This is a genomic window from Streptomyces sp. NPDC093065 (genome assembly GCF_044754585.1).
Lineage (GTDB): Bacteria > Actinomycetota > Actinomycetes > Streptomycetales > Streptomycetaceae > Streptomyces.
This window is the reverse complement of sequence record NZ_JBIVPJ010000025.1, coordinates 17813-40571: the sequence shown is the minus strand read 5'-3', so window position 1 is coordinate 40571 and position 22759 is coordinate 17813. Positions and strand designations below refer to the sequence as shown.

Below are 22759 nucleotides of genomic sequence, written 5' to 3'. Positions count from 1 at the left end.
TTGCGGCCACCATGACGACCGTGACCGCGCAGACCCCCGACGACTGGCCGGCGACCGAGGAGCGGGCCCGCGCCGTCCAGGACGAACTGCGCGCAAGCGTGGTGCTCGACGAGCCCGGCCCACAGCCCGGCACCGGCCGGGTGACCGGTGTGGACGTCGCCTACGACGACGAACGCGACGTCGTCGCGGCGGCGGCCGTCGTGCTGGACGCCGCGACCCTCGCCGTGGTCGCCGAGGCCACGGCCGTAGGGCGTATCGCCTTCCCCTACGTGCCCGGTCTGCTCGCCTTCCGGGAGATCCCGGCCGTGCTCGCCGCGCTGGAGGCGCTGCCCTGCCCGCCCGGCCTGGTCGTGTGCGACGGGTACGGGCTGGCCCACCCGCGCCGCTTCGGCCTCGCGAGCCACCTGGGCGTCCTCACCGGCCTGCCCACGATCGGCGTGGCCAAGAACCCGTTCACCTTCACGTACGACGACCCGGACGCCCCGCGCGGCAGCACGTCCCCGCTGCTCGCCGGTGCGGAGGAGGTCGGGCGTGCGGTGCGTACCCGGGACGGCGTGAAGCCGGTCTTCGTCTCCGTCGGGCACCGGGTGGGCCTCGGCAACGCCTGCGCCCACACCCTTGCCCTGGCCCTCGACCACCGGCTGCCGGAGACCACCCGCAGGGCCGACGCCCTGTGCCGCGCGGCCCTGCGGGACGCCGTCTACCCGGCCTGGCCCTCGACGCTCCAGCGGCCCACCTCCCGGTAGTCCGAGTCGTAGACCGCCGAGCCGTCGCCGGGTTCCAGCGCGTAGTGCTTCAGGTTGCCGCCCCAGTAGCGCAGGATCCGTTGCAGCTCGCCCGCGGGGTCGTCGGCGAGCGGGCCGTCGTCCATGGTGACTTCGAGAAGGAACTTCATGCCTTCAAGGGTTTCATCGAATTCCTCTCCGGCACCCGGTCGCGCACCGTGCCCGGTCACGTCGAGCAAGGTGGCGTGCAAGTCTCGGTCGAGCGGGCCGTGGTCGTCGGCCCGGTGCCGGCGGTGGGCGCGGGACCGGCCCGGTCGGCGGGACGGTCCTCACGATCGCCGGGTGGTTCGGGTGGCCGGGACCGCCGCACGCCTCCCGGGGCGGCCCGTCAGGTGGCCGCGGCCACCCGGAAGCCGATGCCCGCCGCCCGCAGCCGCCCGGTCAGCGCGTCGCCCATCGCGACCGCCGTCGTGACCTGCCCCGCCGTCGGCGGCAGGGCGTCGAGGGCGAGGCACAGCGCCGCCTCGGCGAACATCTTGGCGGTCTCGTCGTAGCCGGGGTCGCCGCCGGAGACCTCGGTGAACACCCTCCGGCCGCCGCCCTCGCCCACGAAGCGGACCGAGAACCAGCTCCTCGCCCGCCGCCCGGCGCTCGGGCCCTCGCCCGGCGCGAGCCGGGCGGACAGCCGGCGCCGTACCGGCGGCACCTGGGCCGCCGCCAGCAGCGCGCCCACGGCGGCCACCCCGCCCACGGCGACGGGAAGGCGCCGCACGGCCGCGTAGTGGCGGTAGCGGAAGTCCGGGCCGTAGCGGTCCAGGGCCTTCGCGGACCGGCGCACGATCTGCGCGTCGACGGTCGGCAGCGGAAGCGCCCACGCCCCCACCTCCCCGGCGAACCGGGGCGCCCCCGTCGGCGTCACCACACGGCGGCCCACCAGCCGGGGCTCGTGCCGCCGGCGTTCCAGCGCGGCGGCCCGCAGCTGCCGCCCGCGTGCGAACTGGCCCAGCGCGGAGGCGAACGTACCGCCCGAGAACGTGGCGCTGACGGTCACGAAGCCGTCCACGCTCAGCGGCACGCCTTCCGGCAGCTGCCGCACGGTGAAGTACACGCCGAGGTCGTGCGGAACGGAGTCGAAGCCGCAGGCGTGCACCAGCCGGGCGCCGGTCTCCCGGGCGCGGGCGTCGTGGCGGACGTACGTCAGGTCCACGAACTCGGGCTCCCCGGTGAGGTCGAGGTAGTCCGTGCCGGCATCCGCGCAGGCGGCGACCAGCGCGTCGCCGTACCGGACGTAGGGGCCGACCGTCGTGGCCACCACGCGCGCGTGCCCGGCGAGTTCGCGCAGCGAGCCGGGGTCGGACACGTCCGCGACCAGCACGCCGACGTCCGCCGCGGTGCCCGCCGCAGCAGTCAGCCGGTCGCGCAGGCGGCGCAGCTTCTCCTCGCTGCGCCCTGCGATCGCCCAGCGCAGCCCTTGCGGCGCCTGCGCGGCGAGGTACTCCGCCGTCAGTCGGCCGACGAACCCCGTCGCCCCGAACAGCACGATGTCGTACGGCCGGTCGGCCGCCTTCAGCCTGCTCATGACATCCCTCCGTCACCCGTCGGCAACCCATGGGTCCGCAGCACGCGCCGTTGCCGGTGGCTGAGGCTAGCGTGAGGACCGCGCGTCCCGACGAGGAGCCTCGACCACAATTGGCTAAGCGCTTGCTCGCCCGGGTCTTGTGCCCAGTGGAACACGTTCTTAGCATCACTGGTGTTACATCGGTTGTGTCACAGAGCTGGGGGCTGGATGTCGGAAGCGAAGACGCCGACGCGGACGCCGGGTGCCGAGGGCCCGCTCACCGGCGTGCGCGTGGTCGAACTGGCCGGCATCGGTCCCGGACCCTTCGCCGCCATGCTCCTGGCCGACCTGGGCGCCGACGTCGTCCGCGTCGACCGCCCCGGCGGACCGGGCCTCGGAATCGACCCCGCCCGCGACGTCACCAACCGCAACAAGCGCTCCGTGGTCGTCGACCTCAAGACGCCGGACGGCCCCGAGCGCGTCCTCGACCTCGCCGAACGCGCCGACGTCCTGATCGAGGGCTACCGCCCCGGCGTCGCCGAACGGCTCGGCGTCGGCCCCGCGGACTGCCACGCCCGCAACCCGCGCCTGGTCTACGGCCGCATGACCGGCTGGGGCCAGGACGGCCCGCTCGCCCAGCGCGCCGGGCACGACATCGGATACATCGCGCTGACCGGCACCCTCGGCATGATCGGCGCCCCCGGCGAACCGCCGCCCGCCCCCGCCAACCTCCTCGGCGACTACGCGGGCGGCTCCCTCTACCTGGTCGTCGGCATCCTCGCCGCCCTGCACCACGCGCGCGCGAGCGGCACCGGGCAGGTCGTGGACGCCGCCATCGTCGACGGCACCGCCCACCTCTCCTCGATGATCCACGGCATGCTCGCCGCCGGAAGCTGGCAGGACCGGCGCGGCGCCAACCTCCTCGACGGCGGCTGCCCCTTCTACGGCACCTACGAGACCGCCGACGGCCGGTACATGGCGGTCGGCGCGCTCGAGCCGCAGTTCTACGCCGAGTTCATGCGGCTCCTCGGCATCCCCGACCAGGCACCGGTCCGCGACGACCTGGCCCGCTGGCCCGAGCTGCGCGAGGCCGTCGCCGCCCGCTTCAAGGCCCGTACCCGGGACGAGTGGACGGCCGTGTTCGCGGATTCCGACGCCTGCACGGCACCCGTCCTGTCGCTGCGCGAGGCCCCGCACCATCCGCACCTCGCCGCCCGCGCCACCTTCACCGACCACGACGGCATCACCCAGCCGGCCCCGGCGCCCCGCTTCTCCGCGACCCCCACCGCCGTACGCACCGGGCCCGCCCTGCCCGGCGCCGGCGCCGAGTCCGTGACCCGCGACTGGGACCTGCCCCGCGAGCCGGGACCGCCCCGGGCGCCCCTCCCGAACCCCGCAGTGCACAACCCTCAGTGAAAGGCCTGCCAGTGAGCACCGAAGCGTACGTGTACGACGCGATCCGCACCCCGCGCGGACGCGGCAAGGCGAACGGCGCCCTGCACGGCACCAAGCCCGTCGACCTGGTCGTGGGCCTCATCCACGAGATCCGCGCCCGTTTCCCGGACCTGGACCCGGCCGCCGTGGACGACATCGTGCTCGGCGTCGTCGGACCGGTCGGCGACCAGGGCTCCGACATCGCCCGCATCGCGGCCATCGCCGCCGGACTGCCGGACACGGTGGCCGGCGTCCAGGAGAACCGCTTCTGCGCCTCGGGCCTGGAAGCCGTCAACCTGGCCGCCGCCAAGGTGCGCTCCGGCTGGGAGGACCTGGTCCTCGCCGGCGGCGTCGAGTCCATGTCCCGCGTTGCGATGGCCTCGGACGGCGGCGCCTGGTTCAACGACCCGATGACCAACCTCGCCACCAACTTCGTCCCACAGGGCATCGGCGCCGACCTCATCGCCACCATCGAGGGCTTCTCCCGCCGCGACGTCGACGAGTACGCCGCCCTCTCCCAGGAACGCGCGGCCACCGCCTGGAAGGACGGCCGCTTCGAGCGCTCCGTCGTCCCGGTGAAGGACCGCGCCGGTCTCACCGTCCTCGACCACGACGAGCACCCGCGCCCCGGCACCACCGCGGACTCGCTGGGCAAGCTCAAGCCCTCCTTCGCCGACATCGGCGAGCTGGGCGGCTTCGACGCCGTGGCGCTGCAGAAGTACCACTGGGTGGAGAAGATCGACCACGTCCACCACGCGGGCAACTCCTCCGGCATCGTCGACGGCGCCTCCCTGGTCGCCATCGGCTCCAAGGAGGTCGGTGACCGCTACGGGCTCACCCCGCGCGCCCGGATCGTCTCCGCGGCCGTCTCCGGTTCCGAGCCCACCATCATGCTCACCGGCCCCGCCCCCGCCACCCGCAAGGCGCTCGCCAAGGCCGGGCTGACCATCGACGACATCGACCTGGTCGAGATCAACGAGGCCTTCGCGGCGGTCGTCCTGCGCTTCGTCAAGGACATGGGCCTGCCGCTGGACAAGGTCAACGTCAACGGCGGCGCCATCGCGCTCGGCCACCCGCTCGGCGCCACCGGCGCGATGATCCTCGGCACCCTCGTCGACGAGCTGGAGCGCCAGGATAAGCGCTACGGCCTCGCCACCCTGTGCGTGGGCGGCGGCATGGGCATCGCCACGATCGTCGAGCGCATCTGACCCCCTCCCGACGGATACCGGACACGACGGATCACCTGGAGCACACCCTCATGAGCACCGAGCCCACCACCATCCGCTGGGAGCAGGACGACACCGGCGTCGTCACCCTCGTCCTCGACGACCCCGACCAGTCCGCGAACACCATGAACCAGGCGTTCCGCGACTCCCTGACGGCGGTCACCGACCGCCTGGAGGCCGAGAAGGACTCCATCCGCGGCGTCGTCGTCACCTCCGCCAAGAAGACCTTCTTCGCCGGCGGCGACCTGCGCGACCTCATCCGCGTCACCCCCGAGACCGCGCAGGACCTCTTCGACGGCGGCATGGCCGTCAAGCGCGACCTGCGCCGCATCGAGACCCTCGGCAAGCCCGTCGTCGCCGCCATGAACGGCGCGGCCCTCGGCGGCGGCTACGAGATCGCGCTCGCCTGCCACCACCGCGTCGCCCTCGACGCGCCCGGCTCCAAGATCGGCTGCCCCGAGGTCACCCTCGGCCTGCTCCCGGGAGGCGGCGGCGTGGTCCGCACCGTCCGGATGCTCGGCATCACCGACGCCCTGCTGAAGGTCCTCCTCCAGGGCACCCAGTACAACCCGCGCCGCGCGCTGGAGAACGGCCTGGTCGACGAGGTCGCCGACAGCCGCGAGGACATGCTCGCCAAGGCCCGCGCCTTCATCGACGCCCACCCGGAGTCCGCCCAGCCCTGGGACAGGCCGGGCTACCGCATCCCCGGCGGCACGCCGTCCCACCCGAAGTTCGCCGCCAACCTGCCCGCCTTCCCGGCCAACCTGCGCAAGCAGACGAACGGCGCCCCCTACCCGGCGCCGCGCAACATCATGGCCGCCGCCGTCGAGGGCTCCCAGGTCGACTTCGAGACCGCCCAGGTCGTCGAGGCCCGCTACTTCGTCGAGCTGGCCGCCGGACAGACCTCGAAGAACATGATCCAGGCGTTCTTCTTCGACCTCCAGGCGGTCAACTCCGGCGCCAACCGCCCGCAGGGCGTCGAGCCCCGCAAGGTCACCAAGGCCGCCGTCCTGGGCGCGGGGATGATGGGCGCGGGCATCGCGTACTCGTGCGCCCGCGCGGGCATCGACGTCGTGCTGAAGGACGTCTCGCTGGAGTCGGCGCTCAAGGGCAAGGCGTACTCCGAGAAGCTGTGCGCGAAGGCCGTCGCCAAGGGCCGTACGAGCCAGGAGAAGGCCGACGCGCTGCTCGCCCGGATCACGCCGACCGCGGAGGCGGGCGACCTGGCGGGGTGCGACGCGGTGATCGAGGCGGTGTTCGAGGACACCTCGCTCAAGCACAAGGTGTTCCAGGAGATCGAGCACGTCGTCGCCCCGGACGCGCTGCTGTGCTCCAACACCTCCACACTGCCCATCACGGCGCTGGCCGAGGGCGTCGAGCGGCAGGGCGACTTCATCGGGCTGCACTTCTTCTCGCCCGTCGACAAGATGCCGCTGGTGGAGATCATCAAGGGCGAGCGGACCGGGGACGAGGCGCTGGCCCGCGCCTTCGACCTGGTCCGGCAGATCAACAAGACGCCGATCGTCGTCAACGACTCGCGGGGCTTCTTCACCTCCCGCGTCATCGGCCACTTCATCAACGAGGGCGTCGCCATGGTGGGGGAGGGCGTCGAGCCCGCCTCGGTCGAGCAGGCGGCGGCCCAGGCGGGCTATCCGGCCAAGGTGCTCTCCCTGATGGACGAGCTGACCCTCACCCTCCCGCGGAAGATCCGCAACGAGACCAGGCGGGCCGTGGAGGAGGCGGGCGGCACCTGGACCGCGCACCCCGCCGAGGCCGTCATCGACCGCATGGTCGACGAGTTCCAGCGCCCCGGACGCTCCGGCGGCGCCGGGTTCTACGAGTACGGCGAGGACGGCAGGCGCGCCGGGCTGTGGCCGGGCCTGCGCGAGCACTTCACGAAGCCCGGACACGAGATCCCCTTCGAGGACATGCAGGAGCGCATGCTCTTCTCCGAGGCGCTCGACACCGTGCGGCTCCTGGAGGAAGGCGTCCTGACCTCCGTCGCCGACGCCAACATCGGCTCGATCTTCGGCATCGGCTTCCCGGGCTGGACCGGCGGCATCCTCCAGTACATCAACGGCTACGAGGGCGGTCTGCCCGGCTTCGTGGCCCGCGCGCGCGAGCTGGCCGACCGCTACGGCGAGCGCTTCACCCCGCCCGCGCTGCTGGTGGAGAAGGCCGAGAAGGGGGAGGTCTTCACCGACGGCCGCTGAGCCGCGCCCGCGGCGGGCGGGTCTTCCGGCGGGGGCCGGGGCCGGTGCCTCAGTCCCCGCTCTCCTCGCCGCCCGCGTCGAGCCACTCCCGCAGCTCCTCGCGCAGCGACCGCTGGAACGTGGTCAGCAGCGCCTGCACCACCAGCGGGTGCATGTGCGCCGACAGCGACCGCACGTCCGGCGCGTCGCGCTCGGCGACCGCGTCGCGCAGCAGCCGCGACAGGTCGCGCGCGGCGGCGCGGGAGTGTTCGAGGAGGGCCGTGCGGGCGGCGAGGAGCGTCTCGGGGGAGAAGGGCACGTCGAGCAGTTCGACGCCCAGCCGTAGCAGCCCGGCGTCGACCCGGTAGACGTCGCCGGCCGGGTCGTCCGTGTCCCCGACGACGATGTCCATGGACGTCAGTCGGTCCACCTCCTCGTCGGTCAGCGGGCGCCCCGCCCGCCGGCCCAGTTCCTCGCGCGTGAGGCGCTCCACCGTCTCCGGGGCCCAGGAGGCCACCACCGCGCGGTGCAGGGCCAGGTCGTGCGGGCTCAGGTCCTCGGGCAGCCGCTTCAGATACCGCTCGATGGCGGCCAGCGTCATGCCCTGGTGCTGCAGCTCCTCGATCAGCGCGAGCCGGGCCAGGTGCTCCCGGCCGTAGTGCCCCACCCGGCGCGGACCGAGCACCGGTGGCGGCAGGAGGCCCCTGGTGCCGTAGAAGCGGACCGTGCGCACCGTGACGCCGGCCCGCGCGGCCAGCTCGTCGATCGTGAGGGTCGGCTCCTCGGTGTCGGTCGTCGTCATGTGCAGCAGTATCGCTGTCTCACCAGTGCTGTGAAACCTCTCCCGCACCTGTCGCACGCCCTTTGCCCGACCTGTGCGGGGCATCGGTGGATCTTGTGAGAAGTCACGCTGTGTGACATGAACCACCGCATGCCCACGCAGCGTCGTGGGAAGGTGCCGTCCTGGTCTGTGCCGCGTCATTGGGTGGTGCGGGCCCGAGACACACGTACGGACGACTCGGGCGCACTCCGCCCGAGCGCACCAGAGAGTGGAACCACCCGTGAGCAAGGACGCCGTCGACACGGCACGGGCCGCCCCTCCCCAGGCGGCCGGAACCATCCCCGCGGACGCGGGCGACGCCGGTTACAGCAAGGACCTCAAGGCCCGCCACATCAACATGATCGCCATCGGCGGCGCGATCGGCACCGGCCTCTTCCTCGGCGCCGGCGGGCGTCTGCGCGACGCGGGACCCGCCCTCGCGATCGCCTACCTCGTCTGCGGCGTCTTCGCCTTCTTCGTCGTCAGGGCCCTCGGCGAGCTGGTGCTCTACCGGCCCTCCTCCGGATCCTTCGTGTCGTACGCGCGGGAGTTCCTCGGCGAGAAGGGCGCCTACGTCGCCGGCTGGATGTACTTCCTGAACTGGTCGACGACCGGCATCGCCGACATCACCGCGATCGCGCTGTACACGCACTACTGGAGCATGTTCACGAGCATCCCCCAATGGGTGCTCGCCCTGATCGCCCTCGCGGTCGTCCTGGCCGTGAACCTCATCTCCGTGAAGATCTTCGGCGAGATGGAGTTCTGGTTCGCGATCGTCAAGGTCGCCACCCTCGTCGGCTTCATGCTGATCGGCATCTTCCTGCTGGCCACCCAGCACGACGTGGGCGGACACACACCGGGCCTGAGCATGATCACCGACCACGGCGGTCTCTTCCCGCAGGGCATGATGCCCGTGATCGTGGTCATGCAGGGCGTGATCTTCTCCTACGCCGCCCTGGAACTGGTCGGCGTCGCCGCCGGCGAGACCGCCGAGCCGGAGAAGGTCGTCCCGCGCGCGGTCAACTCCATCATGTGGCGCGTCGCCCTGTTCTACGTCGGCTCGGTCGTCCTGCTGGCGCTGCTGCTGCCGGGTTCGCTCTACTCCGGCGACGAGAGCCCGTTCGTCACCGTCCTGTCCAGGATCGGCGTACCGGCGGCCGGTGACGTGATGAACCTCGTCGTCCTCACGGCGGCGATGTCCTCCCTGAACTCCGGCCTCTACTCCACCGGACGCATCCTGCGCTCCATGGCGACGGCCGGCTCCGCGCCGAAGTTCACCTCCGTCATGAGCCGCAGCCAGGTCCCCTATGGCGGCATCCTGCTGACCTGCGGGGTCTGCGTCCTCGGCGTCGGGCTGAACTTCCTGGTGCCGAGCAGGGCCTTCGAGATCGTCCTGAACGTCGCCTCGCTCGGCATCATCAGCACCTGGGTGATCATCATGATCTGCCACCTGGTCTTCGTCCGCCGGGCACGCTCCGGGCTCGTCGCCCGCCCGCACTTCCGGCTGCCCGGCAGCCCGGTCACGGAGACCGCCACCATCGCCTTCCTGCTGGCCGTGCTCGTCCTGATGTGGAACGACGCGGAGGTCGGCCGCAAGACCCTCCTCCTGGTCCCCGTGATCGCCGTGATGCTGGTGGCGGGCTGGTTCGGAGTCCGGCGCCGGGTCACGCAGAACGCGGCGCGGTAGCCGTCGCGGCGGGCGGAGCAGCACACGGCGGAGTGCGTGCCGGGTCACTGTCAGTGGCGGCCCGTACGGTGGCGTCATGTCGGAGATCGGATATGTCCGGGATGACGCCACCGCGCCGTCGGTCAAGGGCGTCAAGGTGATCGCCCACGTCTGCAACGACCTCGGCGGCTGGGGCAAGGGCTTCGTCCTGGCCGTCTCCCGCCGTTGGCCCGAGCCGGAGGCGGCCTACCGCGCCTGGCACCGTGGCCGCGCGTCCAACGACTTCGGACTCGGCGCGGTCCAGTTCGTCCAGGTCGAGCCGTACGTGTGGGTGGCCAACACGATCGGCCGGCGCGGTGTGCGGACCGGCAGCAAGGGGGTCCCCGTGCGCTACGAGGCGATCGACACGGCCCTCGGCCGCCTCGCCCGGCGCGGTGTCCCCGTGATCGTCTACGACCGCGGGGACACCGTCTAGGAGCGGCAGACGCTCAGTGCTCAGTGCTCGTGCACGTCGTTCGTCGCGGCGATCTTCCGCCACGAGCGGGGCTCGACGGGCACCTCGGACGCCTTCGCGAGCGACTGGGCGCGCGCCGCCGGGGCGTGAGGCCTCGACGGCTGGAACAGCCAGGTGTCGAACAGCGCGGCCAGCGGCTTGCCCGAGGCCTCTTCGGCGTACCGCTGGAAGTCGGCGACGGACGCGTTGCCGTAGGCGTGCTTCGCGGGCCACCCCTTCAGCAGCGCGAAGAAGTCCTCGTCCCCGACCTCGTTGCGCAGTGCCTGCAGGGCCAGCGCACCGCGGTCGTACACGGCGCCGTCGAACTGGTTCTCCGGGCCGGGGTCACCCGGCTTCACCGTCCAGAAGGCGTCGTCGGCCGGGTGCGAGGCGTAGGTGTAGTCGGCCAGTTCCTGTGCCGTGCCCTCGCCCTCGTGCTCGGACCACAGCCACTGGGCGTACCGGGCGAAGCCCTCGTTGATCCAGATGTCCTTCCAGCCGCGCACGGAGACCAGGTCGCCGTACCACTGGTGGGCCAGCTCGTGCACGACGACGGACACGTTCGACCCGTTCGCGAACTGCCGCGGGCTGTAGAACGGCCGGGTCTGCGTCTCCAGCGCGTACCCGGTGGTGGTGTTCGGCACGTAGCCGCCGAGCGCGTTGAAGGGATACGGCCCGAAGTAGTCGCTCAGCCAGTCGGCGACCTCCCCGGTCCGCTCCACGCTGGCCCGTGCCGCGCCGTCGTTCGCGCCCAGGTCCCTGCTGTAGGCGTTGACGACCGGGATGCCGCCGTCGGTGGTGCCCGTGGTGAGGTCGAACCTCCCGACCGCCAGCGTCGCCAGGTACGTGGCCTGCGGCTTGTCCGAGCGCCAGTTCCAGCGCGTCCAGCCGAGCTGCGAACTCGTCGACTGGAGCGTGCCGTTGGAGATCGCCTGGGTGCCGTCCGGCACCTGCACCGACACGTCGTAGGTGGCCTTGTCGAGCGGATGGTCGTTGCTGGGGAACCACCACCAGGCGGCTTCGGGCTCGTTCGCGCCGACGCCTCCGTCCGGGGTGCGGTGCCAGCTGGTGAAGCCGTACGCCTGCTTCGACGACGGCACACCGCTGTAGCGGACGACCACGGTGACGGGCGTGCCCTTGTCCAGGGGATGCTGCGGGGTGATCTCCAGCTCGTGCTCGCCCGAGGTCGTGAAGGACGCCTTGGCGCCGTTCACCCGCACCTCGCCGACGTCCAGCAGGAAGTCGAGGTTGAACCGGGACAGGTCCGCGGTGGTGCGGGCCAGGATCGTCGCCGTCCCCTCCAGCCGGTCCGTGGCGGGCTGGTACTTCAGACGCAGGTCGTAGTGGGTGACGTCGTATCCGCCGTTGCCGTAGGCCGGGTAGTAGGGGTCGCCGATGCCCGGAGCGCCGGGGGAGTGGGCCGTCGCCGACGCCGGGATCGCCAGCATGAGGGAGGCGGCGCCCAGTGCGCCCGGCACGATGATTCTGCGGTGCACGAAAGCTCCAAGTCGTAGGGGCACGAAGTCTGTTCGGAGCCTATTCAGCCCCTGTGCGCGCTGTCGTGTCCACGGCCACCCCTGTCACACGATCGCCATCCGGCCGACACGCCGACGATCACATGGGCCCTCTCCCGCCCGGCGGCCCGCGTACTGTTCGTCGGCGGCATCGGGGACGAACTCGCTCCGCACGGTGTAGGGGTGCGCCGGACCGGGGAGAAGGGCGCCTATGTACCGCTGTGCCAGTCGCAGCGCGCCCCGGTGCCGCGCCGCTCCTGGACGAGCGCGGGACACATCACGTGACGGTGGGTGAGCCCGATACCCACTGCCGAGGAGGTGGGTTCCGCGTCTTACGTGGTAAGGGCGTAGCGGACGGGTATTTTCGGCCTCATCGACTTGAAAGGTGCCGCCTGTGACGCAGGACCGACCAAGCGACAAGGAAGAGCACGAAAGAGGCACGCTTCCCGGTTCGGAAGCGGGCCTGCCGGGGCAGGAGCACAAGCCGCGCACGGACCGCGTCGTCTTCGGCGTCACCGCCGTCCTGACCCTGGCGTTCGTCGTCTGGGGTGGCGTCGCCACCGACTCGCTGGAGGACGCCTCCAGCACCCTGCTCGGTGGCCTGATGCACAACGGCGGCTGGGCGTTCACGCTGGCCGCCTCCGGGTTCGTGGTCTTCGCCCTCTGGCTCGCGGCCAGCCGCTACGGCCGCATCCACCTGGGCGCCGAGGGCGAGGAGCCCGAGTTCCGCACCGTGTCCTGGATCGCCATGATGTTCAGCGCGGGCATGGGCATCGGCCTGATGTTCTGGGGCGTGAGCGAGCCGCTGGCGCACTACACCACGGCCCCGCCGGGCACGAACCCGGCCGACTCCGGCGCCCGCATGGAGACGGCCATGGCCACCACCCTGTTTCACTGGACGCTCCACCCGTGGGCGATCTACGCGGTGGTCGGACTCGGCATCGCCTACAGCACCTTCCGCAGGCGCCGCAGGCAGACCATAAGTGCGGTGTTCACCCCGCTCATCGGCGAGAAGCACGCCAACGGCACCGGCGGCCGGGTCATCGACATCCTGGCCATCATCGCGACGATCTTCGGCTCCGCGGCCTCCCTGGGCCTCGGCGCACTGCAGATCGGCTCCGGCGTCGAGAAGCTCGACTGGATGGACAAGGTCAGCACCGGGCTGCTGGTCGGCATCATCGCGGTGCTGACGGTGGCGTTCGTGGCCTCCGCGATCTCCGGCGTCGAGAAGGGCATCCAGTGGCTGTCCAACATCAACATGGTGCTGGCCCTGCTGCTCGCCGTCTTCGTGTTCGTCGCGGGGCCGACGATCCTGATCCTCGACCTGCTGCCGACGTCGATCTTCGGCTATCTCGGCGACCTGCCCGAACTGGCCGGCCGCACCGAGATCAGCGGTGGCAAGGGCGTCGCGGACTGGCTGGGCAGCTGGACCGTCTTCTACTGGGCGTGGTGGATCTCCTGGACGCCCTTCGTCGGCATGTTCATCGCCCGCATCAGCCGGGGCCGGACCATCCGCCAGTTCATCGGCGGCGTCATCCTCGTCCCGAGCACGGTCAGCCTGATCTGGTTCGCCATCTTCGGCGGCTCGGCGATGCGGCTGCAGGAGCAGAACCGGCTCGGTGACGACACGACCCCCGAGGGCCGGCTCTTCGCCGTGCTCCAGGAGTACCCCATCGCCACCGCCACCAGCCTGCTGGTGATGATCCTCGTCGGCATCTTCTTCGTCTCGGGCGCCGACGCGGCCTCCATCGTGATGGGCACGCTCTCGCAGAAGGGCGCGCTCGAACCCAGCCGCTGGACCGTGGTCTTCTGGGGCGTGGTGACCGGCGCGGTCGCGGCCATCATGCTCCTGATCGGCAGCGGCGAGGCCGACGCGCTCACCGGTCTGCAGAACCTCACGATCCTCGCGGCGGCGCCCTTCGTCATCGTGATGATCTTCATGTGCGTCGCCCTCATGCGCGACCTGCGCCGCGACCCGCTCATCGTGCGCGGCGAGATGGCCTCCGAAGCCGTCGGCCTGGCCGTCATCGAGGGTCACAAGCAGTACGAGGGCGAGTTCGAGATCCGGATCGGCCCCGGCCCCGGCACGGACGTGGAGGGCGACCCGATCGGCAAGCACCACGAGGACTGACCCTCACGGGCCGGCCGACCGGGACAGCGGCGTCAGGAGGCGAGCCGGGCCGCCTCCTGTGCGCAGCCCCAGGCCACGGTGACGCCCGCGCCGCCGTGACCGTAGTTGTGCACCAGCCGCCGCCCGTCCGGCAGCGTCACGCGCTCCAGCCGGACGGCGTCCCGGGCCGGCCGCAGTCCCACCCGGTGTGCGAGCACCCGCGCCCCGGCGATCTCGGGCCGCAGGGCCGCGCACCGCCGCACGACGGCCTCCGCGACCGCCGGGTCCGGCTCGGTCGACCAGGCGTCCTCCTCGGCCGTCCCGCCCAGCAGGAGCCGTCCCGGCTGCGGAAGGAAGTACGTGGTCTCCCCGGACTCCGCGTCCGCCGAGACCAGCCAGTTCCGGATGCCGGGGTTCTCCACGACGACCAGTTGCCCGCGCACCGGCCGTACGGCCGGGTCCGGCACCAGCTCCCGGGCGCCCAGGCCGGTGCAGTTGACCACCACCGGCGCGTCCGCCTCGGCCAGGTCGGTCACCGCACGGTCCTCCACCGTGCCGCCCGCGGCCACCAGTCGCTCCCGCAGCCACGGCAGATGAGTCGACATGTCGATGAGCGGCAGCCGCGCCCACAGCCCGGAACCGGGGTACTCCGCCGAGGTCGAGGCACGCAGCCCAGGCAGCCGAGCCGCGGCCCACGCGCCCACCTCGTCGGGGCCGGTCTCGCCGAGCACCCCTTCGACCATGCGGACGCCGGTCTCCCCGGGCCGCTCGGCCAGTTCCTCGTACACGTCCAGGGAGCGCAGCGCCCACGCCTGCGCCAGCGCGACCGGCTCGATCCGGTACGGCCACCACAGTCCGCCCGCGACCGACGAGGTGGTCCGCTCCACGGACTCCCGCGTCCACAGCCGTACCCGTCTGCCCCGCTCGGCGAGGACGACGGCCGTCGTCAGCCCGATCACGCCGCCGCCGACCACGACGACTTCACCGGTCAGTTCGCCATCCAGTTCGGTTTCCACACCAGGACGTTAACCGAACGCCCCATGCCGTGCCCGGTGCGGCCCCGCCCCGGGGAGCACCCCTGCGCATGACCGCCGGACGCGCCCCGCCGCCCGGAACCGGTGTGCCCGGGCGCGGCTAGGATCGACGGTCTGATGACTGCCACCCTCGTCGCCAAGAACCTCGCCGCCGGCCACGGCGACCGCTCCCTGTTCACCGGGCTCGACCTCGTCGTCGCACCCGGCGACGTGATCGGCCTCGTCGGGGCCAACGGCGCGGGCAAGTCCACCCTCCTGCGGCTGCTCGCCGGACTGACCGCCCCGGAACAGGGCGAACTGCGCCTGTCCCCGCCCACCGCCACCGTCGGCCATCTTCCGCAGGAGCCGGAGCGCCGCCCCGGCGAGAGCGTCCGGGAGTTCCTGGCCCGCCGCACCGGAGTCACCGATGCCCAGCGCGCCATGGACGAGGCCACCCAGGCCCTGGTGGACGGCGCCCCCGGAGCCGACGACGCCTACGCGACCACCCTGGAGCGGTGGCTTGCCCTGGGCGGCGCCGACCTCGACGACCGGGCGGAGGAGACCGCCGGGGCGCTGGGCCTGACCGTCGACCTGGACCAGCCGATGACGTCCCTGTCCGGCGGCCAGGCGGCCCGCGTCGGCCTCGCCTCCCTCCTCCTCTCCCGCTACGACGTCTTCCTCCTCGACGAGCCGACCAACGACCTCGACCTGGACGGCCTGGAGCGCCTCGAACGCTTCGTGACCGGCCTGCGCGCCGGCACCGTGGTCGTCAGCCACGACCGCGAGTTCCTCACCCGCACCGTCACCAAGGTCCTCGAACTCGACCTCGCCCAGCGGCAGATCAACCTCTACGGCGGCGGCTACGAGGCGTACCTGGAAGAACGCGAGGTGGCCCGGCGGCACGCCCGCGACGAGTACGAGGAGTACGCCGACAAGCGGTCCTCGCTCCAGGACAGGGCCCAGACGCAGCGCGCCTGGATGGACAAGGGCGTCAAGAACGCCCGGCGCAAGGCGGGCAACGACAACGACAAGATCGGCCGCAAGTTCCGCAGCGAGGCCAGCGAGAAGCAGGCCGCCAAGGCCCGCCAGACCCAGCGCATGATCGAACGCCTGGAGGTCGTAGAGGAACCGCGCAAGGAATGGGAACTGCGCATGGAGATCGCGTCGGCGCCCCGCTCGGGCGCGGTCGTCGCCACCCTGCGCGACGCCGAGGTCAGGCGCGGCGACTTCGTGCTCGGCCCGGTCTCCCTCCAGATCGACTGGGCGGACCGGGTGGCGGTGACGGGAGCCAACGGCACGGGCAAGTCCACGCTCCTCGGCGCCCTGCTCGGCCGCGTCCCGCTCGACTGCGGGCACGCGGCGCTCGGCTCCGGAGTCCTGCTCGGCGAGGTCGACCAGGCCCGCAAGCTGTTCCACGGCCCCGAGATCCTGCTCGACGCCTTCCGCGCCGCCGTCCCCGACCTGGAACCGGCGGAGATCCGCACGCTCCTGGCCAAGTTCGCCCTCAAGGCCGACCACGTCACGCGCCCGGCGTCCACCCTCTCACCCGGCGAACGCACCAGGGCCGCCCTCGCCCTCCTCCAGGGCAGGGGCGTCAACCTCCTGGTCCTGGACGAACCGACCAACCACCTCGACCTGCCGGCCATCGAACAGCTCGAATCGGCCCTGGACGCCTACGAGGGCACCCTCCTCCTCGTCACCCACGACCGCCGCATGCTCAACGCGGTCAAGGTCACCCGCCGCCTGGAGGTAACGAACGGCAAGGTGACGGAACGCACGTAGCCGCTCCCCCCCCAGCTGCGGGCAATCGTGCCGCTGGGGGCGGCACGGGTGGGCGCAGCGGCACCCCGCACCGCCGGGCCGCGCACCCACCCCCCGCTGCAACCGCCGGACGGCCTACGCCAACCCGGCCCGCCGCAACGCGTCCGCCATCGCCCCGTTGGACGCAGCAGGCGCCGACGAAGGCCGCCCCTTACCGCCCCCGGAACTGCCCTGCCGCTGCTGCCGCTGCCGAGGCGGCTTCCCGCCCCGCTCCCTCTTCGGCTCCCCCTGCGCAGCGGCTTCGTCGTCCAACCGCAACGTCAACGAAATCCGCTTCCGCGGAATGTCGACGTCCATCACCTTCACCTTCACGATGTCCCCGGGCTTCACCACGTCCCGCGGATCCTTCACGAACGTCCTGGACATCGCCGACACGTGCACGAGCCCGTCCTGATGCACCCCGACGTCCACGAACGCCCCGAACGCGGCGACGTTCGTGACGACCCCCTCCAGCACCATCCCGGACGACAGATCGGAGATCTTCTCCACGCCCTCCTTGAAGGTGGCCGTCTTGAAGGCGGGCCGAGGATCGCGCCCCGGCTTCTCCAGCTCCCGCAGGATGTCGGTCACCGTCGGCAGACCGAACGTCTCGTCCACGAACTGGTCCGGCCTCAGCGACCGCAGCACCGACGTGTTGCCGATCAGCCCGGCCACCTCCTGCCCGGCGGTCTTCACCATCCGCCGCACCACGGGGTACGCCTCGGGGTGCACACTGGACGCGTCCAGCGGGTCGTCACCGCCCCGGATCCGCAGGAAGCCCGCGCACTGCTCGTACGCCTTGGGGCCGAGCCGCGACACCTTCTTCAGCGCGGTCCGCGACGTGAACGGCCCGTTCGTGTCGCGGTGCGCCACGATGTTCTCGGCGAGCCCGGAGGTGATGCCGGAGACCCGGGCCAGCAGCGGTGCGGAGGCCGTGTTGACGTCCACCCCCACGCCGTTCACACAGTCCTCGACCACCGCGTCCAGTGAACGCGACAGCTTCACCTCGGACAGGTCGTGCTGGTACTGGCCGACGCCGATCGACTTCGGGTCGATCTTCACCAGCTCCGCCAGCGGGTCCTGCAGCCGGCGGGCGATCGAGACCGCGCCGCGCAGCGAGACGTCCATGTCCGGCAGCTCCTGGGAGGCGAAGGCGGAGGCCGAGTACACCGAGGCGCCCGCCTCGGACACCATCACCTTCGTGAGCTTCAACTCCGGGTGCTTGGAGATCAGTTCCCCGGCGAGCTTGTCCGTCTCGCGGGAAGCCGTGCCGTTGCCGATGGCGACGAGGTCGACCGCGTGCTCCTTCGCCAGCCGCGCCAGCTTGGCGATCGCCTCGTCCCACCGGTTGGCGGGGACGTGCGGGTGGATCACGTCCGTGGCCACGACCTTGCCGGTCGCGTCGACCACGGCGACCTTCACGCCGGTACGGAAACCGGGGTCCAGGCCGAGCGTCGCCCGCGTGCCCGCGGGGGCGGCGAGCAGCAGGTCGCGCAGGTTGGCGGCGAAGACGTTCACTGCCTCGTCCTCCGCCGCGGTGCGCAGCCGCAGCCTGAGGTCGATGCCGAGGTGGACCAGGATGCGGGTGCGCCAGGCCCAGCGGACGGTGTCGCCCAGCCACTTGTCGGCCGGCCGGCCGCGGTCGGCGATCCCGAACCGGCTCGCGACGATCGCCTCGTACGAGGACGGGCCCTCGGTGGGCTCCTCGGGCTCCAGGACGAGGTCGAGCACGTCCTCCTTCTCGCCGCGCAGCATCGCGAGGACACGGTGCGAGGGCAGGTCGGTGAACGGCTCGGCGAAGTCGAAGTAGTCGGCGAACTTCGCGCCCGCCTCCTCCTTGCCGTCCTTCACCTTGGCGGCGAGCCGCCCGCGCCCCCACATCCGCTCGCGCAGCTCGCCGATCAGGTCGGCGTCCTCCGAGAACTTCTCCGTGAGGATCGAGCGCGCCCCGTCCAGGGCGGCCTGCGGATCGGCCACACCCTTGCCGGCGTCGACGAACGCGGCCGCCGCGGCGAGGGGGTCCACCGACGCGTCGGCGAGCAGACCCTCGGCCAGCGGCTGGAGACCCGCCTCGCGCGCGATCTGCGCCTTCGTCCGCCGCTTCGGCTTGAACGGCAGGTAGATGTCCTCCAGGCGCGCCTTGGTCTCCGCGCCGCGGATGCGCGCCTCAAGCTCCTCGGTGAGCTTGCCCTGCTCACGCACCGAGTCGAGGATCGCCGTACGCCGCTCCTCCAGCTCCCGCAGGTAGCGCAGCCGTTCCTCGAGCGTGCGCAGCTGCGCGTCGTCGAGCATCTCGGTCGCTTCCTTGCGGTAGCGGGCGATGAAGGGCACCGTCGAACCGCCGTCCAGCAGCTCGACCGCGGCCTTCACCTGCCGCTCCCGCACGCCGAGCTCGTCGGCGATCCTGCTTTCGATGGACCTCACGTCGATGGACGCGCTGGACGCGTCGGACGCGCTGGACCCGGGTGTCGTCACGATCCCGTACCGCCTTCTCACTGAGGTTGCGCGGCAATTGTGGCAGGTGGCGACGACGATCGTGGATCAGGGCGCCGTCCCGGCCGGTCGGAACCGGTGGCAAGGGGCCGAGATCAGACCTGGCCCCGGGTGGCGGACGAGGCCCCGCCGAAGAGCCGGGCCAGGGCCCGGAAGGGAAGCGTCACCACGGTGGCGACCGCGCCACCGATCTGGCGCAGTACGTCTGCGATGGCACGGAACACGAGTCAGCCCCTTTCGTCTCCCGGCCACCTCGGCCGGGAGACGTACGGGTACCTCCGCACCGGTGCCGCATGCCTGTCCGTGCGTCCCCGTGCGCGCCCGGGCGTGTCGGCGGCGCGTCAGCGCTTGGCGAGCAGGTCCGCGGGGAAGGCGCCCGCACCGAGCGCCGTACGCGCGAAGGCCGCCCCCAGTTCCGTCAGGCGCGCCACGCCCTCGGCTCCGAGGTGGGCGTAGGGTGCGGCGTCCAGCCGGTCGGTCTCCCGCTCGATCCCCTCGCGCAGGGCCGTGCCCTCTTCCGTCAGCTCACCCGCCGCGTCGATCAGTCCGCGCTCCCGCAGCCGGCCGGCGGCCGCGTTCCACTCCTCCCGGGTCCAGCCCCGGGTGGTGAAGATCCACTTCGGTGCCATGCCCTTGCCGGTCGCGGTGTGCGTCACCAGCGCCTCCAGGCCGTCCAGGCCGGCGGTCGTCAGGGCGGTGAGGTGGCCGTCGCCGCGGTGCTCGCGCAGCAGCGTCGCCGCGTGCCAGAGCGCCAGGTGCGGGGCGTCGGGCACGGGCAGGTCCGCGTGGGCCGAGTAGAGCGGGCGGGCGCCGCGCGAGCAGCCCTCGGCGGCGCGCAGGGCCAGCTCGGCGGCCTCCGCCATCTCCGCCGACGCCACGGCGTCCTCGCCCAGCAGCCGGCGCAGCGTCGTGTCCACGGCACGCAGGCGTGCCGCCAGGGCCTGCTCCGGCGCGACCTTCTCCCACACGGCGGGCACGTGCCGGGCGACCAGGTCGTGCTTGTAGTTGTAGAAAGCCGCCGTCACGGCGCCGGCGCCGACCGCGCCCAGCGCGGCGGCACGCACCGCGAAATTGACGGCCCGGGCGTCGGTGACCCCGAGGGCGCCCAGCTCCCGGCCCAGGTCGGGGGAGAAGTAGTGCGTCGAGTGCAGGGAGTTGAGCGCGTTGTGGCAGCGGCGGCCCGCGCGTGCGTCGATGGCGGCAGTTGTCATGCCCCGCACGTTACCAACCGCTCAGTACGTCCTGCGGGCCTGTGCGGCGCACGGCGGGAGAGGCGGGATCCTCGTCATTCGTGGCCATCGGGCGGTGGACGAGGCATCGACGGCATGGCGCGGCGGCCCGGCGGACTCGGCACGGTGGCCGTGGTCCCGGTGGGTGGTGGCGCGGCGGCCCGCCGGCCCGGGCCGGCGGGATCGCCCCGGTGCGGACGGAGGCCGGACGCCGGGCACGCGGCCCGTGCCCGCGCAGCCGGTCGGTCGGGCGCGGGCCGGGCGGGGACCCGGTGCCCTGGCCGCCGGGGGCGAGTGTGTACTTCTCGGCGCCCGCGAAGACCGCCACCGGGCCGGTGACACCGAGACTCCGCACGTCGTCGAATCCGCACGTCGTCGAAGAGGACGACCAGAACGCGGCGGCGCACCTCGGCGAGGAGTTCCGCGGACCCGGCCCGTTCACCCCGGCGCGGGCCCGCTCCAGCCGAACCGCGGCTGCCTGCGCTCCAGGAAGGCGGCGACCCCCTCCGCGGTGTCGCCGCTGCCGCGTGCCTGCGCGGCCCAGTGGTCGTCACGGTCCGTGCGTCCGTTCGCGAACTCCTTGGCCGCCGCCTGCGTCAGCAGCGAGCGGGACGCCAGCACCCGGGTGAACTCCGCCACCCGCTTGTCGAGTTCGCCCTCCGGCAGCACCTCGTCCACCAGTCCGGTGCGCAGCGCCCGGGCAGCGTCGATCAACTCGCCGCTGAACAGCAGGTACTTCGCCGTGGCGGGCCCTGTCAACGCCACCAGCCGCCGGGTCGCGGACGCCGGGTACACGACCCCCAGCTTGGCCGGGGTCACGCCGAACAGCGCCGTCTCCTCGGCGAACCGCAGGTCGCACGCGGCCGCCAGCTGTGCCCCGCCGCCCACACAGTGCCCCCGGATCGCCGCCAGCGTCGGCTTGGGGAACGCGGCGAGGGCCTCCTCGGCCCGTACCGCCAGACCCTGCGCCTCCTCGGCCGACTCGCGCAGGGTCGAGATGTCCGCCCCGGCGCAGAACGTGGCGCCCTCACCGGTGAGCACCAGCGCCCGCACCCCGGGGTCGGCGGCCAGGCCGTCGAGGACGCGGGGCAGCGCCCGCCACATCCCGGCCGTCATGGCGTTGCGCTTGGCCGGGTGGTGGACGACGACGGTGGCGACCGAGTCGGCGACCCGGTGCAGCAGCTGCGGCTCCATGGACCGGATGCTATCCATCGGCCCTCCGTGTCGAGCGGCCGGGCGGGCGGGACAGGAACGGTCGCGTGTCATGCGCCAACGATCAGAAACCGCTCGATTTTTGCTGACTTGTGTTCAGTCCCCGGGAGCGGCCCGGCGCGTTACCAACACTCAGGGGTGTGGTGACAATCGAGCCCAGGGGTGGCGACCGGACCATGGACGAGACCGGGCCCGCCGGGCCGCTGCCGTACGAAGGTGTCTGGCGGTTCACCGCCCCCGCCGTGGACGCCTCGGTCCCGCAGGCCCGGCACGCCGTGCGCGACCTGCTGACGCGCCAGGGAGTGCCGGTCTGCGACGACGTCACGCAGGCCCTTCTGCTGATCGTCTCGGAACTGGTCACCAACGCGGTCCGGCACGCGGCCGTGCTCTCGCCGGAGCTCGCCGTCGAGGTCGCCGTCGGACCCGAGTGGGTGCGGGTGGCCGTGGAGGACGACCACCCCTACCGCCCGACCGCCCTGGAGACCGACCACGGCCGCACCGGCGGGCGGGGGCTGCTCCTGGTCCGCGAGGTCACCAGGGAGGCGGGCGGGGCCTGCGACATCGCCCACACCGCGAGCGGCGGCAAGGTGATCTGGGCCGCCCTGCCGCTCAAGCACGCCCCGCGGTAGCACGTTCCGCGGCAGGACGCTCCGCCCCGGACACCCCGCCGCGGGGTCGGCTCACCAGCCCGCCGACGGGCCCGTCAGCTCGCGGACGGCCGGCCGGGCAGCGTCCAGCACCGTCATGAACCACGCCGAGAAGGTGTCCTTCGCGTGCCGCTCCGTCAGCTCCGCCGGGGACACGAAGGCCGTCTCCGCCACCTCCTCCGGGTCCGCGCGCAGCTCGGCCTGCACCAGGCCGACGAAGAGGTGGTTGTACTCCTGCTCGACCAGCCCGGAGGCCGGGTCGGGATGGTTGTAGCGCACCGTGCCCGCCTCGGCGAGCAGCGAGGGCGACACCCCCAGCTCCTCGTACGTCCGCCTGGCCGCCGCCGCGAACGGAGCCTCACCCGGGTAGGGGTGGCCGCAGCAGGTGTTGGACCACACGCCGGGGGAGTGGTACTTGCCCAGCGCCCGCTGCTGGAGCAGCAGCCGCCCCCGCTCGTCGAAGAGGAACACGGAGAAGGCGCGGTGCAGCCGTCCCGGCGGCTGGTGCGCGGAGAGCTTCTCCGCGGTGCCGATCGTCAAGCCGTTCTCGTCGACCAGTTCCAGCAAAATCGCGTCTGCGGTGCCGTTCGACGAGCTGGGCGTCGCGGTGGCAGGAGTGATCGGCAT

General features: G+C 72.4%; 19 protein-coding genes. 9 read left to right on the top strand and 10 right to left on the bottom strand.

What is annotated here, in order from left to right; all coding sequences use genetic code 11:
- Window positions 1–11 precede the first annotated feature (11 nt).
- A complete protein-coding gene (locus tag ACIQFU_RS32455) occupies window positions 12–746 on the top strand; it encodes an endonuclease V (protein ID WP_402556358.1) in 735 nt (244 codons plus the stop codon).
- Here ACIQFU_RS32455 and ACIQFU_RS32450 read toward each other — a convergent pair.
- Both ACIQFU_RS32450 and ACIQFU_RS32445 read right to left on the bottom strand, forming a co-directional pair.
- Window positions 701–895, bottom strand: a complete 195-nt coding sequence (locus ACIQFU_RS32450) for a hypothetical protein (RefSeq protein WP_402556356.1) — start codon at window positions 893–895, stop codon at window positions 701–703. The genes ACIQFU_RS32455 and ACIQFU_RS32450 overlap by 46 nt on opposite strands.
- Before the next feature lie 218 nt (window positions 896–1113).
- Complete coding sequence (locus ACIQFU_RS32445) at window positions 1114–2304, bottom strand: saccharopine dehydrogenase family protein (RefSeq protein ID WP_402556354.1); 1191 nt, start codon at window positions 2302–2304, stop codon at window positions 1114–1116.
- A 207-nt stretch (window positions 2305–2511) separates the two neighbouring features.
- On the opposite strand from ACIQFU_RS32445, the gene ACIQFU_RS32440 reads away from it, so the two are divergent.
- From ACIQFU_RS32440 to ACIQFU_RS32430, 3 genes are read left to right on the top strand one after another with little or no spacing between them, the layout of a single operon-like run.
- Window positions 2512–3699: a CaiB/BaiF CoA transferase family protein gene (locus ACIQFU_RS32440; protein WP_402556352.1), complete on the top strand. Its 1188-nt coding sequence runs from the start codon at window positions 2512–2514 to the stop codon at window positions 3697–3699.
- An 11-nt stretch (window positions 3700–3710) separates the two neighbouring features.
- A complete protein-coding gene (locus ACIQFU_RS32435; protein ID WP_402556351.1) occupies window positions 3711–4925 on the top strand; it encodes an acetyl-CoA C-acetyltransferase in 1215 nt (404 codons plus the stop codon).
- Window positions 4926–4975: 50 nt separating this feature from the next.
- Window positions 4976–7156: a 3-hydroxyacyl-CoA dehydrogenase NAD-binding domain-containing protein gene (locus tag ACIQFU_RS32430; RefSeq protein ID WP_402556350.1), complete on the top strand. Its 2181-nt coding sequence runs from the start codon at window positions 4976–4978 to the stop codon at window positions 7154–7156.
- 49 nt (window positions 7157–7205) lie between these two features.
- Here the strand turns inward: ACIQFU_RS32430 and ACIQFU_RS32425 are convergent, their stop codons facing one another.
- Window positions 7206–7937 carry a MerR family transcriptional regulator gene (locus ACIQFU_RS32425; protein WP_402556349.1) on the bottom strand — a complete coding sequence of 244 codons (732 nt, stop codon included), beginning with the start codon at window positions 7935–7937 and terminating at the stop codon, window positions 7206–7208.
- Window positions 7938–8196: 259 nt separating this feature from the next.
- Between ACIQFU_RS32425 and ACIQFU_RS32420 the strand changes: the two genes are divergently transcribed.
- Together ACIQFU_RS32420 and ACIQFU_RS32415 are read left to right on the top strand one after the other, a co-directional pair.
- Window positions 8197–9642: an amino acid permease gene (locus ACIQFU_RS32420; RefSeq protein WP_402556348.1), complete on the top strand. Its 1446-nt coding sequence runs from the start codon at window positions 8197–8199 to the stop codon at window positions 9640–9642.
- Between the two features lie 76 nt (window positions 9643–9718).
- Window positions 9719–10096 (top strand): Appr-1-p processing protein, encoded by a 378-nt coding sequence (locus ACIQFU_RS32415; RefSeq protein WP_402556346.1) that lies wholly within the window; start codon window positions 9719–9721, stop codon window positions 10094–10096.
- 20 nt (window positions 10097–10116) lie between these two features.
- Here the strand turns inward: ACIQFU_RS32415 and ACIQFU_RS32410 are convergent, their stop codons facing one another.
- The gene (locus ACIQFU_RS32410; RefSeq protein WP_402556345.1) at window positions 10117–11610 is read right to left on the bottom strand and encodes a M1 family metallopeptidase; all 1494 of its coding nucleotides are present in this window, start codon (window positions 11608–11610) and stop codon (window positions 10117–10119) included.
- A 412-nt stretch (window positions 11611–12022) separates the two neighbouring features.
- On the opposite strand from ACIQFU_RS32410, the gene ACIQFU_RS32405 reads away from it, so the two are divergent.
- Window positions 12023–13759, top strand: a complete 1737-nt coding sequence (locus ACIQFU_RS32405) for a BCCT family transporter (RefSeq protein WP_402556343.1) — start codon at window positions 12023–12025, stop codon at window positions 13757–13759.
- 32 nt (window positions 13760–13791) lie between these two features.
- Here ACIQFU_RS32405 and ACIQFU_RS32400 read toward each other — a convergent pair whose 3' ends face one another.
- The gene (locus ACIQFU_RS32400; RefSeq protein WP_402556341.1) at window positions 13792–14754 is read right to left on the bottom strand and encodes an FAD-dependent oxidoreductase; all 963 of its coding nucleotides are present in this window, start codon (window positions 14752–14754) and stop codon (window positions 13792–13794) included.
- Window positions 14755–14889: 135 nt separating this feature from the next.
- On the opposite strand from ACIQFU_RS32400, the gene ACIQFU_RS32395 reads away from it, so the two are divergent.
- The gene (locus ACIQFU_RS32395; protein WP_402556339.1) at window positions 14890–16533 is read left to right on the top strand and encodes an ABC-F family ATP-binding cassette domain-containing protein; all 1644 of its coding nucleotides are present in this window, start codon (window positions 14890–14892) and stop codon (window positions 16531–16533) included.
- A gap of 114 nt (window positions 16534–16647) precedes the next feature.
- Here ACIQFU_RS32395 and ACIQFU_RS32390 read toward each other — a convergent pair whose 3' ends face one another.
- The 4 genes from ACIQFU_RS32390 to ACIQFU_RS32375 form a co-directional block, all read right to left on the bottom strand.
- Window positions 16648–19026 (bottom strand): Tex family protein, encoded by a 2379-nt coding sequence (locus ACIQFU_RS32390; protein ID WP_402556338.1) that lies wholly within the window; start codon window positions 19024–19026, stop codon window positions 16648–16650.
- Between the two features lie 113 nt (window positions 19027–19139).
- Window positions 19140–19268, bottom strand: a complete 129-nt coding sequence (locus ACIQFU_RS32385) for an LPFR motif small protein (protein ID WP_402556336.1) — start codon at window positions 19266–19268, stop codon at window positions 19140–19142.
- Between the two features lie 117 nt (window positions 19269–19385).
- Entirely contained in the window at window positions 19386–20255 is an 870-nt protein-coding gene (locus tag ACIQFU_RS32380; protein ID WP_402556335.1) for a hypothetical protein, read from the bottom strand.
- 456 nt (window positions 20256–20711) lie between these two features.
- On the bottom strand, window positions 20712–21467 hold the full coding sequence (locus tag ACIQFU_RS32375; protein ID WP_402556334.1) for an enoyl-CoA hydratase/isomerase family protein: 756 nt from the start codon (window positions 21465–21467) through the stop codon (window positions 20712–20714).
- A 194-nt stretch (window positions 21468–21661) separates the two neighbouring features.
- On the opposite strand from ACIQFU_RS32375, the gene ACIQFU_RS32370 reads away from it, so the two are divergent.
- Window positions 21662–22114: an ATP-binding protein gene (locus tag ACIQFU_RS32370; protein ID WP_402556332.1), complete on the top strand. Its 453-nt coding sequence runs from the start codon at window positions 21662–21664 to the stop codon at window positions 22112–22114.
- Between the two features lie 51 nt (window positions 22115–22165).
- On the opposite strand, the gene idi is transcribed toward ACIQFU_RS32370, so the two are convergent.
- Complete coding sequence (gene idi / locus ACIQFU_RS32365) at window positions 22166–22759, bottom strand: isopentenyl-diphosphate Delta-isomerase (protein WP_402556331.1); 594 nt, start codon at window positions 22757–22759, stop codon at window positions 22166–22168.

What these genes read in the sequence shown, in the direction of transcription:
- ACIQFU_RS32380 (WP_402556335.1), bottom strand. Translation starts at nt 20,255, where the DNA reads ATGACAACTGCCGCCATCGACGCACGCGCGGGCCGCCGCTGCCACAAC.
- ACIQFU_RS32370 (WP_402556332.1), top strand. Translation starts at nt 21,662, where the DNA reads ATGGACGAGACCGGGCCCGCCGGGCCGCTGCCGTACGAAGGTGTCTGG.
- idi (WP_402556331.1), bottom strand. Translation starts at nt 22,759, where the DNA reads ATGCCGATCACTCCTGCCACCGCGACGCCCAGCTCGTCGAACGGCACC.
- ACIQFU_RS32415 (WP_402556346.1), top strand. Translation starts at nt 9,719, where the DNA reads ATGTCGGAGATCGGATATGTCCGGGATGACGCCACCGCGCCGTCGGTC.
- ACIQFU_RS32425 (WP_402556349.1), bottom strand. Translation starts at nt 7,937, where the DNA reads ATGACGACGACCGACACCGAGGAGCCGACCCTCACGATCGACGAGCTG.
- ACIQFU_RS32430 (WP_402556350.1), top strand. Translation starts at nt 4,976, where the DNA reads ATGAGCACCGAGCCCACCACCATCCGCTGGGAGCAGGACGACACCGGC.
- ACIQFU_RS32450 (WP_402556356.1), bottom strand. Translation starts at nt 895, where the DNA reads ATGAAGTTCCTTCTCGAAGTCACCATGGACGACGGCCCGCTCGCCGAC.
- ACIQFU_RS32440 (WP_402556352.1), top strand. Translation starts at nt 2,512, where the DNA reads ATGTCGGAAGCGAAGACGCCGACGCGGACGCCGGGTGCCGAGGGCCCG.
- ACIQFU_RS32455 (WP_402556358.1), top strand. Translation starts at nt 12, where the DNA reads ATGACGACCGTGACCGCGCAGACCCCCGACGACTGGCCGGCGACCGAG.
- ACIQFU_RS32445 (WP_402556354.1), bottom strand. Translation starts at nt 2,304, where the DNA reads ATGAGCAGGCTGAAGGCGGCCGACCGGCCGTACGACATCGTGCTGTTC.
- ACIQFU_RS32395 (WP_402556339.1), top strand. Translation starts at nt 14,890, where the DNA reads ATGACTGCCACCCTCGTCGCCAAGAACCTCGCCGCCGGCCACGGCGAC.
- ACIQFU_RS32375 (WP_402556334.1), bottom strand. Translation starts at nt 21,467, where the DNA reads ATGGAGCCGCAGCTGCTGCACCGGGTCGCCGACTCGGTCGCCACCGTC.